This window comes from Luteimonas sp. GW821-FHT14E02, assembly GCF_058803905.1.
Genome location: NZ_JBXAPK010000001.1, coordinates 336,365 through 352,452 on the forward strand (window position 1 = coordinate 336,365; position 16,088 = coordinate 352,452).

Genomic DNA, 16,088 nt, shown 5'->3' on the forward strand with positions numbered 1-16,088 from the left:
AATCCCATCATCCCACGTCATCGCCTCAATAGCCGGCCGCCTGCCCATCCTTGCGCGATTCGCTGGCGCCGACATAACCGCCATGCGGATTCACCATGATCGCCTGATAGCCGCCATACGGCCCGTCGGCGAAACGCACGCTGTGGCCCTTGCGCATCAACGCGCGCACGGTTTCGTAAGGGAAGCCGCTTTCCAGATCGACCTCGCCGCCGTCGCGCGTCGCCGTGTTCTGGCCGGTCGGTTCGGCATCGCCGTCGTGCTGGATGCGCGGTGCGTCGCCGGCTTCCTGCAGGTTCATGCCGAAGTCGAGCAGGTTCAGCAGGATTTGCACGTGCCCTTGCGGCTGCATCGCCCCGCCCATCACGCCAAAGGACAGCCACGGCTTGCCGTCCTTGGTGACGAAGGCGGGAATGATGGTGTGGAACGGACGCTTGCCCGGCGCGTAGCTGTTCGGATGTCCTTTCTTCAGCACGAACATCTCGCCGCGATCCTGGAAGATGAAGCCCAGCCCCGGCGGCGCCATGCCGCTGCCCATGCCGCGATAGTTGGACTGGATTAGCGAGACCATCATGCCGTCGGCATCGGCGGTGGTGAGATAAATGGTGTCGCCTTCATTCACCTGGGCCGGAATGCCCGGTGCGACCACGCGCGCAGCCTTGTCGAGCGAGATGCCCTTGCCGCGTTCCTGCGCGTATGCCTTCGAGATCAGCTTCTCCACCGGCGTCTTGTAGAAGTCCGGATCGGCATAGAGCGCGGCGCGATCGGCGAAGGCGAGCTTCTTGGCTTCGACGAACAGATGCACGTGTTCCGGGCTGCCGAAACCGTATTTTTTCAGATCGTAGGGTTCGAGCAGGTTGAGGATCTGCAGCGCGGCGATGCCCTGGCCGTTGGGTGGCAGCTCCCAGAGGTCGTAGCCGCGGTAATTCGTGCTGACCGGCTCCACCCATTCGCCATGATGCTCGGCCAGGTCCTCATAGCGCAGGAAGCCATCATTGGCCTTGAAGTAGGCGTCGATGACGCGCGCGATCTCGCCGGTGTAGAACGCGTCGCGGCCGCCCTCGGCGATCTTCGAGAGCGTGTCGGCGAGATTCGGGTTCTTCCAGATTTCGCCCGTGCGTGGCGCGCGTCTTTCCCCCGGCGTGTTGCCGTCGAGGGTGAACTGTTCCTTGAACCCCGGCCATTTCGACAAGCGCGGCACCGAGAGATTCCAGTAATAAGCGATCACCTCGCTCACCGGAAAGCCTTCGCGCGCGTAGCGGATGGCGGGCGCGAGGTTCTCGCGCATCGGGCGGCGGCCGAAGCGTTCGTGCAACGCGAACCAGGCATCGACCGTGCCCGGTACGCTGACCGGCAGCGGGCCGTGCGGCGGAATGTCGGTGAGCCCGCGCTTTTCGAACTCGGCCAGCGTGAGCGCCTTCGGCGAGCGTCCCGAGCCGTTGTAGCCGTAGAGCTTGCGCGTCTTCGGGTCCCACACGATCGCGAACAGATCGCCGCCGATGCCGTTGCCGGTCGGCTCCATCAGGCCAAGCGCGGCATTGGCGGCGATCGCCGCGTCCAGCGCGCTGCCGCCGGCCTTCATCGTGTCGAGCGCGATCTGCGTGGCCAGCGGCTGCGAGGTGGCCGCCATCGCATGCGGCGCGTAGACCTCGCTGCGGGTGGCGAAAGGCTGGCCGGTGATGCGGTCGGCGGCGAATGCGGGCGGAATGCCGAGCGCGATGATCAGGCCAGCGAGCAACACACGAATCATGAACGGCCTCCTCTCGGATGCGTGGACACGACACAGTATCCTCGCTCCAGGGGTTTTCCCCAGATGCCGCCGGCAACGCCGCCCACTACCCTGCCGGCATGTTCGAAAGCCTGAGGAAGGGCACATGACCGTCCCCGGACCTGTCGGCCCGACGTCGCCTTACCTTCCGACGCAGTACGACATTCCCGATGCCGGGAATCCGTCGACGTCGGCCGAGACATACCTCACGCCCGGACTGGTGCATCTGGACGAGGGCTGGACACCGCAAGGCCAGGCATATGCGGACAATGGCGAGCTGCTGACCACGTACTACTACCACGACCGGTCGACGCTGGCCGATTTCGTCGGCCTCGGCTATGACGACAGCCAGTACCTTCCGCCCGAGGGACTTCCCTTCCGGGAATCGGATCTCGCCGAACGCGGCGTGCTGCTGTCGATCCAGGACACGAGGATCGGCGCGGAACGTTCAGTGGCCCTGCTCGGCCCGGAAGGCGACAGCGCGTACAAGGCGCCCACGCATGGCGGCGGCGTCGCCACCAACGGGGATTTCGTCTACGTTTCCGACACCGACGGCATCTATGTGTATTCACGCGCGCAGATCGACAGCGCGCCGGTGAATCCCGCCACCGGCCGCGTCGAAGTGCCGGCGCTGGAGGTGATTCCCCAACCCTCCGCTCCCGACGACAGCGGTTTCGTTTCCAATGCCAGCTTCATGACCGTGCACGGGAACTACGCCTACGTCGGCACCTACAACAAGGACGCGGGCGATACCGACACGGCCGGCGCCGTCTGGCGCTTCGAGATCGGCGCCGACGGAAGCCTGAACAATCCGTCCGGCCCGATCGCCGCGCCCGATCGCGCGCAGGGCGTCACGGTGGTCAACGATGGGCAGGGCCTGCTGTTCAGCACCGGCGAGCAACGGCTGGTCTATCAGCCGATCGAAAGCACGGACACCACATTCGCCGCCGACGGCGACAGCATCGACGTGGACAACGGCAAGCTCGACAGCTGGGCCCAGGGCCTCAACATCGTGGGCGACGAGCTGTGGGTGACCTACGAGAACGGATCGAGCCAGTACGACGGCGGCGACGGCCCCCAGCAGATCGTGCGCATCCCGTTGAGCGAACTGGACGACTTCCCGGTCGGCGCCCAACCTGGCTGATTCTCCCGAGCTAGGGCACGCCCCAGCTTGTCCGCCCGGCTCCGGCGGATTTAGAACATGTCCAGGATTCCTCCGGGGGCAGACGCACATGGGCTTGGGACCGATCAACGGCGCATCGCACCTGCTGGCGCCTCCGCCACCGCCTCCCCCGCCGCCGCCACCGCCGGAACCACCCGCGGCGACTCAGCCGTCCCTGCCGGAACCGTCCTACCACCCGGCCATCGCCGGGCTGCAGGCCAACTTCACGCCGAAGACCGGCCCCGGCGGCGCCACCGCGACCGGCTTCGCCAGCGAGGTGCGCGGCCAGGACAGCAAGCCGATCGACCTCGATCTGATGCAGATCGCCAATGCCGCCTACGACCCGAACACCACCCAGGTCGGCAACTGGACGCGCGTGAGCGATGCCGATCTGCAAGCCGCGGGCATCGATCCCGCGCTGCTGGAAACACCGGAAACCGGCTTCCGCGCCGGCGTCTACACCAACGGCGACGGCAATTACGTCCTCGCCTTCTCCGGCTCGAACGAAACCCAGGACTGGACCGGCGCCAACTTCCCGCAGGGCCTCGGTTTCGACGCCGAGCAGTACGACCAGGCCGTGCAGCTGGGGCAGCTGGTGGCCAACAGCGAATTCGGCCGCGACGGCAACCTCGTCATCACCGGGCATTCGCTCGGCGGTGGACTGGCCGGCATCACTTCGCTCGCCACCGGCGTGCCGGCGGTGACCTTCGACGCCTCCGGCGTGCACGACAAGACCATGGAGCGCCTCGGTCTCGATCCCGGCGCCGTCAAGCAGCAGGCCGAGGATGGGCTGATCCGCCGCTACAACGTCGCCGGCGATCCGCTGACCGCGGCGCAGGAAGACACGCCCGGGCTGAGCAGCATCATGCCGGACGCGCCCGGCCACGAAATCACGCTCCAAGACCCGCTGCCGCCGATCAAGGCGCCGGAATGGACCTGGAACCCAGTCGAGATGGCGCGGCGCACCGCCGACTACCTGCAGGACAAGGCCGCGCGCGTCGCCGATCTGCATCGGCAATCGACCATGATCGAGGCACTGGAAGAACAGCGGCCCTGGGCGTCGTAGGCAAGCCGCCGGACATCCCGGCGATGCGTGGCACTCACCGCCCCCTTTCGCCACGGCAAAGGGGCTTTAAGCTGCGCACTTCCCGGTCAATGGATTCCCTCCGGACATGCGCTCCGCCCTTCTCTTCGCCCCGCTGCTTTCACTCATACTGCTCGGCACCGCCTGCCGCGAGAACGCCATGCCCGCCGCCGACAAGGCTGAAACCGCCCCGCACGCCGACAAGGTCTTCCACGATCCCAAGATCGCCGAACTCGCCGACGCCGCCGCGCATGGTGATGCTGCGCGGGTGCGCGAACTGATCAAGGCGGGCGCCGATCCGAACGCGCAGGCCGAGGACCACACGAACCTGCTGCAGTACGCCCTGACCGCGCAGAACGTCGACGGCCTGCAGGCCCTGCTCGACAACGGCGCCGACCCCAACCGCTACGGCCTCGGCGGCAGCACCGTGGTACACACCGCGGCCATCGCCAACGATCCGGAATATCTCAAGCGCCTGCTCGCCGCCGGCGCCGACCCCAACATTCCGCACCAACGCTCCGGCGCGCCGCCGCTGAGCGGCGCGGCCGGTCCGCGCACCGACGCGCAATTCCGCATGCTGCTCGAACACGGCGCCAAGCCCGATCTCGCCGACAGGGGCGGCAACACGCCGTTACATGTCGCCGCCATGATCAATGCCGGCCAGCACGTGCTGCTGCTGCTCGAACGCGGCGCCAACCCGAATGCGCGCAACGCCCAGGACGCAACCTTTCAGGCCTATTTCTTCAAGACACCGGCCGCATCGCTCACCGCGGAGGCGAAGCAGAACCGCGAAGCGGTCGTGGCCTGGCTGCGCGCGCACCAGATTCCGCTTGAGGCCGGCGCGGGCTGAACGTCGTAGCGAATCACGCGTGATACGACATCCGAAGCTCTACTAGGCCTCACAGGAGACCCGCGTTGTTTGAAGTCGAGATTTGGATTGATGTGGTGCACCTGAGCGATGAAACGCCAAATATTGTTTGTACGCTCTTCGCTGCTCACCAACTGCCCATGCGTCCACAAGCTGGGGAGTCGTTCTCTTATTTCCAGGCAAAAGACTCTAACCACGAGTTTCAGCTCTGCACGCCAATTGGTCCCTTGAGAAACCACTCTGTCCGGGTGGCGATCGACGAGGTCAGCCACTACGCCGTGCAGACCGAAACCGGAGTGATGTACAAGACATCTCTACGGTGCGAGGCAATCCAGGTCCCTTCACTGGAAGATGCGAGGCACGTCTGCGCCTTCATGACGGAGCAGCTTGGCTTTGAGTTCGATCCTTATGGCCTCAACCGCCTGGTGGATGAGGCCTAACTGCTCATTCGAGCCAAAGCTACTGCCCGGCTTGGCTTAGTTCAGGCAATCGACCACGGCCAAACCCGCGCCGATTCCCGCCAGGTGTCACAAAACGGGCCAACTTCGCCCGCGACCCCGCATTCAACTCGCTCACCACTAGGGTTAGTCCTAGCTGTTCAGTCTGGGAGCGGCTTGCCTATGCTGCGCGCCACTGACCGGAATTCTCCGTGGAGACGCGACAATGGGCTTCCCCATCGAACCTTATCTGCCACCGCCGCCTCCACCACCTCCCCCGCCGCCGCCGCCGCCGCCGCCCCCTCCTCCGGAGCCGCAACCGGCGCCCAGGGGCGATGGCACCTTCAGCGACAGCATCGCCGGCACCAATCCGCAGCAGCAGAACGATCTGCTGTTCGCGCAGATGGCGAACGATTCGTATGACGTTCCGGATGCCGAGACCGGCCTCACCGGCACCAAGTCCGAAGCCGAACTGAAGGCCGCGGGCTGGACCCGCCTGCAGACGGCGCCGGGCGAGAACCCCGATCACCTGGTCGACGCCAACGGCAACCGGATCAACATCGATCCGAAGATGCTGGAGGACACGACCAGCGGCTTCCGCGCGGCCATCTTCCAGAACCCGCAGGGCCAGTACGTCGTCGCCTACGCCGGCACCAATCCGAAGGAAATGGGCGACCTGCGCGCCGACGCCGGACAGGCCTTCGGCCTGGAGACCAAGCAGTACAACCAGGCGATGGCGCTCGCCAAGGAAGCCACGGACGAATTCGGCAAGGGCAACGTCGCCTTCGCCGGTCACTCACTCGGTGGCGGCCTGGCGTCGTTCGCAGCCCTGTCGGTCGACGCCAGCGCCGTCACCTTCAACGCCGCCGGTGTCAGCAACGACAGCCTGCGCGCCCTCGGCATGAATCCGAACGCGGTGCGCGACGATCTGGCCGACAGCGGCCAGATCCGCCGCTATGTGGTCAACACCGATCCGCTGACGCTCGCGCAGCAGGATCTGCCGATCCTCCCGATCCCGGTGGGCTCGCCGCCCAACGCCGTCGGCCACGAACTGCGCGTCGCTCCCGTGCCCGGTACCACGCCGGTCATCGGCACGCACGGTGGCAGCGGCGACGACACGTCCTACGTCGAATCGCTGCGCACGCAGACGCCCTACGAGCCGAAGGAACATGGACTGGTGTTCAACACCATCCAGAACGGCGGCGAGATGGTGTTCAACCAGATCGGCAACCTCGCCCAGAGTGTCCGCAGCAACTTCAACGACACCGTCAACACCGTCAAGGACACCGTCGGCGAGATCAAGACCACCGCCCAGAACGACTACGGCCAGGGCAACTACGTCGAAGGCACGGTCAGCATCGTCGGCGACGTGGTCGACGGCAGCCTCAACCTGGTCGGCAAGACCGCGTCGAACACGCTGTCGCTGGCCGGCGACACGGTGCAGAACGTCACCGACACCGGCGGCCAGCTGCTGCGCGACGTCGGCCGCGGCACGATCGTCGAGAAACCGCTCGACTTCGTCGCCAGCCTGGTCGAAGGCGGCGGCAACCTGGTCGCCAAGGGCACCGACGGCCTCGGCAAGGGCGTGGAATGGCTGACCGACAAGGGCGGCGACCTGGTCGAATGGGGCGTCGATCGCCTCGGCGACGGCGCGCAGGCCCTGACGGACGGCGCGCAGTGGCTCGGCGGCAAGACCGTCGACGGCCTGAAGTGGACCGGCGGCAAGATCGCCGACGGTGCCAGCTGGGTCGGCGACAAGGTCAGCAAGGCGATGCCCTGGAACTGGTGACAGTCCTTCCTCTAACGGTCCATTTCTTTCGTTCCGTTATGCTGCAGGCTCGGCTGTATTCGGCAGCCGGGCCTGTTCATTTTGAAGCCCATGATCCCATCATCGAATGCGTGTTCCACCGCGATCTCCCGCGGACTCTCCCATGAGACGACCCCTTCCGTGACAGTTTCCGCGCTGCGGTCCGGCGTTCGCTTGGCGCTGTTGGCGTCGCTTATGCTGTTCGCCTGCACCGCCTGCGCCCGATCAGGAACCTCTGCGATGTCGAGCAACAAGATCTTCACCGATTCCACCACCGCCACCCTGGCCGAGGCCGTCAAGGACGGGGATGCCGGCAAGATTCGCGAACTGGTCGCCGGCGGCGCCAATCCCAACGCCGAGGGCGAGAACGGGCTGCCGCTGCTGCAGTGGGCGATGCTCAACCAGACCCGCAGCGGCTTCGAAGCCCTGCTCGCCGCCGGCGCCGACCCCACCCGAGGCGACAGCGACGGCAACACCGCCGTGCACCTGGCCGCCCAGGCCAACACCAAGTACTGGCTGGAAACCCTGCTGGCGCGCGGCGTGAGCCCCGACACTCCGAACACGCTCACCCAGGCCACGCCGCTGATGTCCGCGCTGATGACCGAACGTGCCGAGAACGCCGATCTGCTGCTCAAGGCCGGCGCCAAGCTCGACGCCGTCGACCGCCAGGGCAATTCCGCCCTGCACGTGGCCGCCAAGATCAACGAGATGGGCCGCGCCCTGCAGCTGCTCGAGGACGGCGCCAACCCGAACCTCAAGAACGCCCGCGGCTCGACCTTCCAGCGCTACCTGTTCATGACGCCGGACAAGGTCCTCAACGGCGAGACCCGCCGCCAGCGCGAGGCGATCAAGGACTGGCTGCTCAAGCACAACATCCCGATCGAAGACGCGCAGTAGCGCCGCATTTCCCTTCTCCCGCCGGGAGAAGGTGGCGCACAGCGCCGGATGAGGGCGCGAGAACGACTGGCCGAGGACGGTTCAGTGGGTCGGGATTTTCCCGCCCTCATCCGCCCTTCGGGCACCTTCTCCCGAGGGGAGAAGGGGAAGCGCGCGCACTGTTAAAATCGCCGCCTTTCCGCAGCCAGCGGTGCGTTCCACGCGCCGTCGCCACGAGCAGGCCCCATGACCAGCACCGCCGAACTGTCTTCGCCCGCCTCCGCCAACACTCTGCTCACGCACGGCGTGGTCGACCCCGACTACACGCTCGATGACAAGTTCACCCGCACCGAGGGCCGCATCTACCTCAGCGGCGTGCAGGCGCTGGTGCGGCTGCCGCTGATGCAGCGGCTGCGCGATCAGGCCGCCGGCCTGAACACCGGCGGCTTCATCTCCGGCTATCGCGGCTCGCCGCTCGGCGGCTTCGACCTGGAACTGTGGCGCGCGAAGAAATATCTCGCCGAAGCCGGCGTGAAATTCCAGCCCGGCCTCAACGAGGACCTCGGCGCGACCATGGTCTGGGGCACGCAGCAGACCAACCTGTTCCCCGGCGCCAAGGTCGATGGCGTCTACGCCATGTGGTACGGCAAGGGCCCGGGCGTGGATCGCTGCGGCGACGTGTTCAAGCACGGCAACGCCGCCGGCACGTCGAAACACGGCGGTGTGCTGGCGCTGGCGGCCGACGACCACGCCTGCCGTTCCTCCACGCTGCCGCACGGCTCGGAAGGCGAATTCACCAGCGCGATGATGCCGATCCTCAATCCGGCCGGCGTGCAGGACATCCTCGAACTCGGCCTGATCGGCTGGGCGATGTCGCGCTACACGGGCCGTTGGGTCGGCTTCAAGACGATTGCCGAGACGGTGGAATCCTCCGCGTCCGTCGATGTGAATCCATTCGCGCTGCAGATCGTCACCCCGGACGATTTCGAGATGCCACCGGGCGGCTTGAACATCCGCTGGCCCGATCCGCCGCTCGACCAGGAAATGCGCCTGCACCGCTACGCGGTGAAGGCCGCGCAAGCCTTCGCCCGCGCCAACCGCATCGACCGCACCGTGATCGATTCGCCGAACGCGCGCCTGGGCATCGTCACCACCGGCAAGAGCTATCTCGACGTGCTGCAGGCGCTGGAATACCTCGGCCTGGACGCGCGCGCCTGCGCCGAACTCGGCATCCGCGTCTACAAGGTCGGCATGACCTGGCCGCTGGAGCCGATCGGCATCCGCAACTTCGCGCGCGGCCTGCAGGACATCGTCGTGGTCGAGGAGAAGCACAGCTTCATCGAAAGCCAGATGAAGGAGCTGTTCTACAACTTCGATGGTGACCGTCCGAGCATCGTCGGCAAGTACGACGAAAGCGGCGAATGGATTCTCCCGTCGACCAACGAGCTCACGCCCGCGCGCATCGCCGGTGTGATCGCGCGCCGCATCCAGCGCTTCCATGACTCCGAACAAATGCGCGACGTGCTGCGCTGGATGGACGCCAAGGAAAGCGAACTGGCCCTGCCGCGCGCGCAGTTCCCGCGCGTGCCGCACTACTGCTCCGGCTGCCCGCACAACACCTCCACCAAGGTGCCGGAAGGCAGCCGCGCGCTCGGCGGCATCGGCTGCCACTACATGGTCACCTGGATGGACCGCAGCACCGACACCTTCACCCAGATGGGTGGCGAAGGCGTCACCTGGTGCGGGCAGGCCGCGTTCACCGATACGCCGCACGTGTTCCAGAACCTCGGCGACGGCACCTACTTCCACTCCGGTTCGCTGGCGATCCGCCAGTCGATCGCGGCCGGCGTCAACATCACCTACAAGATTCTCTACAACGACGCGGTGGCGATGACCGGCGGCCAGCCGGTCGACGGCACGCTGTCGGTGCCGCAGATCGCGCACCAGATGCGCGCCGAAGGCGTGCAGACGATCGTGGTCCTCTCCGACGACATCGAGAAATGGGCGGACAAGACCATCTTCCCGTCCGGCGTGGAATTCCTCGACCGCCGCGAACTCGACGCCACGCAGAAACGCCTGCGCGAGGTGAAGGGCGTCAGCATCATGATCTACGACCAGACCTGCGCCACCGAGAAGCGCCGCCGCCGCAAGCGCGGCAAGATGGTCGATCCGCAGAAGCGCGTCTTCGTCAACACGCTCGTGTGCGAAGGCTGCGGCGACTGCGGCGTGAAGAGCTTCTGCGTCTCCGTGCTGCCCAAGGACACCGAGTTCGGCCGCAAGCGCGAGATCGACCAGAGCAACTGCAACAAGGACTACAGCTGCGTCGAAGGCTTCTGCCCCAGCTTCGTCACTGTGCACGGCGGCGCACCGCGTAAAGGCAAGAAAGCAAGCGCGGCGGATCGCCTGGCGAACCTGCCGATGCCGCAATTCGCCACCGACCTGTCGCAGCCCTGGAACATCCTCATCACCGGCGTCGGCGGCACCGGCGTGGTCACCATCGGCGCCCTGCTCGGCATGGCCGGACATCTGGAAGGCCGCGGCTCCACCGTCCTCGACCAGACCGGCCTCGCCCAGAAGGGCGGCGCCGTCACCACCCACATCCGCTTCGCGCGCACGCCCGCGGACCTGCACGCGGTGCGCATCGCCGCGGGCGAGGCCGACCTCGTGCTCGGCTGCGACATGGTCGTGGTCAACGACTACTGGGCGCTGTCGAAGATCCGCGTCGGCCGCACCCAAGTCGTGCTCAACACCTACGAAGCGATGCCCGGCACCTTCACCACACGTCCGGACATGCAGTTCCCGGCCACCGACATCGTGCATGCCGTGAAGCAGGCGATGGGCGATGGCGCCCCCATGCTGGTGGACGCCACACAACTCGCCACCGCGCTGATGGGCGATGCCATCGCCGCCAACCTCTTCATCCTCGGCTACGCCTGGCAGCGCGGCCTGGTGCCGATCTCGTTCGAGGCGCTGATGCGCGCGGTGGAATTGAACGGCGCCGCGATCGAAATGAACAAGACCGCCTTCGCCTGGGGCCGACTGGCCGCGGTCGATCCCGACGCCGTGGCCGAGGCCGCCGGCATCGTTCGCAACGCGCTCACCGCCGCCGAAAGCACCCCGAACGCGCTGCAATCGCTGCCGCCGGGCGAATGGGAAAGCACCGAATGGGGCGCGACCGCCGCACCCGCGCCGCAGCGTCGCGGCGACGAACTGCGCCACGTGCCTGCGCAAGGCAATGACAACGTCAGCTTCCTCCCGCTCGACGACCTGCGCCTGTCGCGCTCGCTCGACGAAGTGATCAGCCGCCGAGGCGCCTTCCTCACCGACTACCAGAACGCCGCTTACGCCAAGCGCTACACCGACCTTGTCACCAAGGTGCGCAATGTGGAGATCGCCAAGGTCCCCGGCTCCACCGACCTGTCCGAAGCCGTCGCCCGCTACTTCTTCAAGCTGATGGCGTACAAGGACGAATACGAAGTGGCGCGCCTGTACACCAGCGGCGAATTCAAGCGCCGTATCGAACAGCAGTTCGACGGTGACTACAAGGTGCACTTCCACCTTGCCCCGCCGCTGCTGGCGAAGAAGGACGCCGAAGGACGCCTGCAGAAGCGCGAATACGGCCCGTGGGTGTTCACCGCCTTCAAGCTGCTCGCCAAGCTGCGCGGCCTGCGCGGCGGCGCGCTCGACATCTTCGGCTACACCGCCGAGCGCAAGAGCGAGCGCCAGCTGATCGCCGATTACGAGAAGACCATCGGTGGCCTGCTCGATACGCTGGATGCCGGCAACGTCGGCCTGGCAGTGGAGATCGCCGGCATTCCCGAACAGATCCGCGGCTACGGCCACGTCAAGGAAGCGCACCTGCACAAGGCCAAGGCGCGCGAGGCGGAGCTGCTCAAGGAATGGAAGAACCCGCTGCGGATCGTGCAGGCAGCCTGATCCGCGATCGATTCGACCATGCCTCCTAAGCCCCTCTCCCGCTTGCGGGAGAGGGGCTGGCGCCGCTTTGATCGATGACTTTCTACACTGCGGCGCTCAACTCGCGGATTTCCTCGTTGAGCACGCGATGGTTGTCGGAATAATCGATCGCCAGATCGATCAGATGCACGCCACCCTGATCATAGGCACGCTGTAGCGTCGGCAGGAATTCGTCGGCGCTGGCCGGACGATGCCCGTGCGCACCATGCGCCTCGGCGAAGGCGACGAAATCGGGATTGCCGAAGTGCATTCCGTAGTCCTCGTATCCCATCTCCGCCTGCTTCCAGCGGATCATGCCGTAGGCATCATCTCGCAGCAGCAGGATCACCAGATCGAGTTTCAACCGCACCGCCGTCTCCAGCTCCTGCGCGTTCATCATGAAGCCGCCGTCGCCGCAGATCGCCAGCACCTTGCAATGCGGATGCACCATCTTCGCCGCGATCGCCGACGGCAGGCCGGCGCCCATCGTCGCCAGCGCATTGTCCAACAATACCGTGTGCGGGCTGCGGGCACGGTAGTAGCGCGCGTACCAGATCTTGTACATGCCGTTGTCCAGGCACAGGATGCTGTCGTCCGGCATGCCCTTGCGCGTGTCCTCGACGATGCGCACCGGATGCATCGGGAAACGCGGATCGTCGGCGTAGGCATGCAGCTGCTCATGAAAAGCAACGCGCACCTTGTCGAAGAAGGCGAAGTCCCAATGCGCCTGCGGCTCGATCGCCCCGGTCAGCCATTCGACCGTGTGCGCGATGTCGCCGACGACCTCGATCTGCGGGAAGTACACCGTGTCGACCTCGGCCGACGAGAAATTGATGTGGATGACCGTGCGCCGGCCCTTGCGCATCAAGAACGGCGGCTTCTCCACCACGTCGTGGCCGACGTTGATGATCACGTCCGCGGCATCGATGGCGCGATGTACGAAGTCACCATCTGAAAGCGCGGCATTGCCCAGCCACAGCGGATGTTCCTCGTCGACGACGCCCTTGCCCATCTGCGTGGTGAAGAAGGCGATGCCGAGCTTGTCGACGAAATCGCGCAGCGCCTTGGCGGTGCGCTGGCGGTTGGCGCCCGCGCCGATCATCAGGATCGGCTGTTGAGCATTACGAATCGCCTCGGCCGCTTGCGCCAGCGCGGCATCGTCGGCGAGGGGGCGGCGCGCGTATTCGGTGGGCAGCAGGATCGCATCGTCGGCGTTGTCGCCGGCCACATCCTCCGGCAGTTCGAGATGCACCGCGCCCGGCCGCTCCTCCTCGGCGCGGCGGAAGGCTTCGCGGATGCGCGCCGGAATCGTCGCCGCCGAGATGATCTGACGCGTGTACTTGGTCAGCGGCTGCATCATGTCGACCACGTCCACCAGCTGGAACAAACCTTGCTTGTGCGTGCGGATCGGTTTCTGGCCGGTGACCATCAGCATCGGCATCGCGCCCAGCTGCGCATACGCGGCGGCCGTGACCAGATTGGTGGCGCCCGGCCCGAGCGTGGACAGCGCCACGCCCGCCTCGCCGGTGAGGCGCCCCCACGTCGCCGCCATGAAACCGGCGGCCTGCTCATGGCGCGTGACGATCAGACGAATCGACGAATGCCGCAGCGCTTCGACAAAATCCAGATTCTCTTCGCCGGGAACGCCGAAGATGTGACGCACACCCTCGGCCTCCAAGGCCTTGACGAACAATTCCGCCGCCTTCATCGCAATCTCCTCGATATTCGAAGCGCAGTCCGCGCTGCTGGAAGAAGCTCATGCCCCGCTGCACGTGATGGCGTCTTCGATACGGCATCCGGAACGATCGCGCCCACCGGGACGGCGGGCGGAGGGAGGTCGGAAGACCATGCGGCACGGAACGACGGCCGCACGCGAGGGATGTTCATGCGCGCATGCTACGCGCCATCGCGTGAATGCCAAATACGCAAAGGGCACCGATGGCGCCGCCCAGCAGCACGTTGAGCGCGCGCTCTTCCGCGATGGCCGCGGACTGGCCGGCGAGGACCAGGGCGCAGGCGATGCAGGCGCAGCGCGCGCCGAAGCCTACCCAGTAGCGACGAAACGAGACGAAGGTGAGCGGAATCGCGGCCATTGTCAGCAGATAGGCGATGGTCGCGTGCGGCAGCATGAAGCCAAGCACGATCCCAACCGGAACGCCCACCAGCGCGCCGCCAAAGCGATCACGCAGCTTGCGCCGCGCCGTGACGATATCGCCAGTGACGATACTCGCGGCCGACCACACCACCCACTGCCCGTGATCGAGCCGCAGCCACTCGACCAGCGCGGCGGCGATCGACACGGCCAGGACGACCGCAACGACGGCCTCGCCGGCCAGGCGGCGTTCTCCCAAGTCGCCTTCGCCTCGAAGCCTGGTCAGCTTGGCAAGAATGCCGCCGTCGCGAAACGCTTTGTTCCGCGAATGCACCACCAGCGATGCAACCAGGACGGGAAGGATCGCGGCACAGAAATACGGCAAGAGCTGCGCGGCGCGTTGCGGAAACATCGCCGGCGGACAGTTTTCCGCAGCCTCGCAAGCGAGATACAACGCAGGCACGAACGTAAAGCTGCCCAGCGAACGCAAGCCGCTGCCATAACGCGTGATGCCTGTCGTGATGGCCGCCAACACGGCGCAGCCGAGGACGAAAACTACGGGCACTCGGAGTGCAAAGAACAGCGCCAGAAATCCGATCAGGACGACCAGCCCGTGCAGCAAGACACCCGTCGGTGCGAGGGAAGCACTGTCGAACGCGATGAAACAAGAGATCGTGACCACCAGCGCGCCCAGCCAGCGCTCGTCACCCGTCACGAGGGCAACCAGCAACAGCGGCAGCAACACGATCACGGTGCGCCGCAGCCGCGGCGCATCGATCTCGGCATGCATCCAGCTGCCGGCGATGGTCGTCACAGCCGCGACAGTTCCTCGACGGTGATGACGCTGGCGATGGTGGCCAGCAGCGCCATCGAACTGCGATGTTCTTCTTCGCTAGCGGCGGCGCAGGCATCCTCGAGAACGATGACCTGATAGTCCCGGTCATGCGCATCGCGCGCCGTGCTCTGCACCGCCCAGCTGCTGCTGACGCCGCAGATCACGAGCCGCTCGATGCGATGCGCGCGAAGCGCCGCGTCCAGGCTCGTGCCGTAGAAGGCGCTCACGCGGGGCTTGGTGATGACGAGGTCGGCGAGTTCGACCTGCAGCTCCGGATGAAACGCCGTTCCCGGCCCATCGAGGGCGATCGCGCCAAGCGCGTGCGCCCGGCCGAACATCGGCGACTGCCTGGGCTGATCGGCATAGCCGGCCGCGAACCCCACCCTGACCAGGATGCGGAACCAGCCCTTCTCCCGCGCGATGGCCAGCGCGCGGTTGGCCTTGGCGATCACGTCGCGTTCGGCGACGTGCCTAGCGGAGCGCGCGATTTTTCCATCCGGATGGGCAATGTCGACGATGTAGTCGAGGCCGATCAGTGCGGTGTTCATTTCTTGGTTCCGCGGCTCGGGAAGAGGCTTGTCTGGGGTTGAGTATTTAGCTATATTAAAATAGCTATCTTTATATATCAATCATGCACTTCCCTCCACACGCTCGGCTTGTTTAGCCCCAGGTTAAGCTGTCGATCCGCTCTGGAATCCCGCCGCCGATGAAGAATGCCGACGCCAGACGCTTGCGCGAACAACTGATGTCCCTGGTGCGCCGTCTACGCCAGGAAGCACAGACCGAAACGCTGCCCTGGGCGCGCTTGCTGCTGATGGGCGCCATCGACCGTCTCGGCAAGGACGCCACACCCTCGCTGCTGGCTGCGTCGGAAGGCATGCGCTCCTCCAATCTCGCCAAGGCTTTGCGCGATCTCGAAGAGGACGACCTCATCGTCCGGATCCCCGATGCCGAGGATCGTCGCAAGGTCAGGGTGCAGCTGACGCAGACGGGCCGCCGCCTGCTCGGCGAAAGCCGCGCCCGCCGCGAGCACTGGCTGATCGATGTCATGCAGACGCGCTTGACCGCCAAGGAGCGGGAACGCCTGATCGAAGCCGGTCATCTGATGGAGCGGATCGCGACGTTTCCCGAACCCAGAAGCAAATAGGGTTCCGCCGACGAATCGCTCATCGCGTTTCGCGCATCTCGCGAACACTCGCGGCGATGGC

General features: G+C 66.0%; 13 protein-coding genes. 8 read left to right on the forward strand and 5 right to left on the reverse strand.

Annotated features, from left to right (window positions below):
- Positions 1-25: 25 nt before the first annotated feature.
- A complete protein-coding gene (gene ggt, locus AC1RNP_RS01405) occupies positions 26-1,747 on the reverse strand; it encodes a gamma-glutamyltransferase (RefSeq protein WP_493049425.1) in 1,722 nt (573 codons plus the stop codon).
- Positions 1,748-1,871: 124 nt separating this feature from the next.
- Between ggt and AC1RNP_RS01410 the strand changes: the two genes are divergently transcribed.
- The 5 genes from AC1RNP_RS01410 (at position 1,872) to AC1RNP_RS01430 (ending at position 7,105) form a co-directional block, all read left to right on the forward strand.
- Positions 1,872-2,909, forward strand: coding sequence for a hypothetical protein (locus AC1RNP_RS01410; RefSeq protein ID WP_493049426.1), 1,038 nt, complete (start codon positions 1,872-1,874; stop codon positions 2,907-2,909).
- Positions 2,910-2,997: 88 nt separating this feature from the next.
- On the forward strand, positions 2,998-3,993 hold the full coding sequence (locus AC1RNP_RS01415) for a Tle-like phospholipase domain-containing protein (protein ID WP_493049427.1): 996 nt from the start codon (positions 2,998-3,000) through the stop codon (positions 3,991-3,993).
- Positions 3,994-4,099: 106 nt separating this feature from the next.
- A complete protein-coding gene (locus AC1RNP_RS01420) occupies positions 4,100-4,861 on the forward strand; it encodes an ankyrin repeat domain-containing protein (protein ID WP_493049428.1) in 762 nt (253 codons plus the stop codon).
- 65 nt (positions 4,862-4,926) lie between these two features.
- Positions 4,927-5,319, forward strand: coding sequence for a hypothetical protein (locus AC1RNP_RS01425; protein WP_493049429.1), 393 nt, complete (start codon positions 4,927-4,929; stop codon positions 5,317-5,319).
- A gap of 223 nt (positions 5,320-5,542) precedes the next feature.
- Positions 5,543-7,105 (forward strand): Tle-like phospholipase domain-containing protein, encoded by a 1,563-nt coding sequence (locus AC1RNP_RS01430; RefSeq protein ID WP_493049430.1) that lies wholly within the window; start codon positions 5,543-5,545, stop codon positions 7,103-7,105.
- 11 nt (positions 7,106-7,116) lie between these two features.
- On the opposite strand, the gene AC1RNP_RS01435 is transcribed toward AC1RNP_RS01430, so the two are convergent.
- Complete coding sequence (locus tag AC1RNP_RS01435) at positions 7,117-7,374, reverse strand: hypothetical protein (RefSeq protein WP_493049431.1); 258 nt, start codon at positions 7,372-7,374, stop codon at positions 7,117-7,119.
- Between AC1RNP_RS01435 and AC1RNP_RS01440 the strand changes: the two genes are divergently transcribed.
- A complete protein-coding gene (locus AC1RNP_RS01440) occupies positions 7,364-8,020 on the forward strand; it encodes an ankyrin repeat domain-containing protein (RefSeq protein WP_493049432.1) in 657 nt (218 codons plus the stop codon). The two genes, AC1RNP_RS01435 and AC1RNP_RS01440, sit on opposite strands and share 11 nt — an antisense overlap.
- Before the next feature lie 225 nt (positions 8,021-8,245).
- Positions 8,246-11,935, forward strand: coding sequence for an indolepyruvate ferredoxin oxidoreductase family protein (locus AC1RNP_RS01445; protein WP_493049433.1), 3,690 nt, complete (start codon positions 8,246-8,248; stop codon positions 11,933-11,935).
- 82 nt (positions 11,936-12,017) lie between these two features.
- Here AC1RNP_RS01445 and AC1RNP_RS01450 read toward each other — a convergent pair whose 3' ends face one another.
- The 3 genes from AC1RNP_RS01450 to AC1RNP_RS01460 form a co-directional block, all read right to left on the reverse strand.
- Positions 12,018-13,661 (reverse strand): acetolactate synthase large subunit, encoded by a 1,644-nt coding sequence (locus tag AC1RNP_RS01450; protein ID WP_493049434.1) that lies wholly within the window; start codon positions 13,659-13,661, stop codon positions 12,018-12,020.
- Positions 13,662-13,836: 175 nt separating this feature from the next.
- Positions 13,837-14,859 (reverse strand): FUSC family protein, encoded by a 1,023-nt coding sequence (locus AC1RNP_RS01455; protein ID WP_493049435.1) that lies wholly within the window; start codon positions 14,857-14,859, stop codon positions 13,837-13,839.
- Positions 14,856-15,428 carry a cysteine hydrolase family protein gene (locus tag AC1RNP_RS01460; RefSeq protein WP_493049436.1) on the reverse strand — a complete coding sequence of 191 codons (573 nt, stop codon included), beginning with the start codon at positions 15,426-15,428 and terminating at the stop codon, positions 14,856-14,858. Before AC1RNP_RS01460 ends, AC1RNP_RS01455 begins: the two co-directional genes overlap by 4 nt.
- Positions 15,429-15,586: 158 nt before the next feature.
- On the opposite strand from AC1RNP_RS01460, the gene AC1RNP_RS01465 reads away from it, so the two are divergent.
- A complete protein-coding gene (locus AC1RNP_RS01465; RefSeq protein ID WP_493049437.1) occupies positions 15,587-16,027 on the forward strand; it encodes a MarR family winged helix-turn-helix transcriptional regulator in 441 nt (146 codons plus the stop codon).
- The last annotated feature ends 61 nt before the right edge of the window (positions 16,028-16,088 follow it).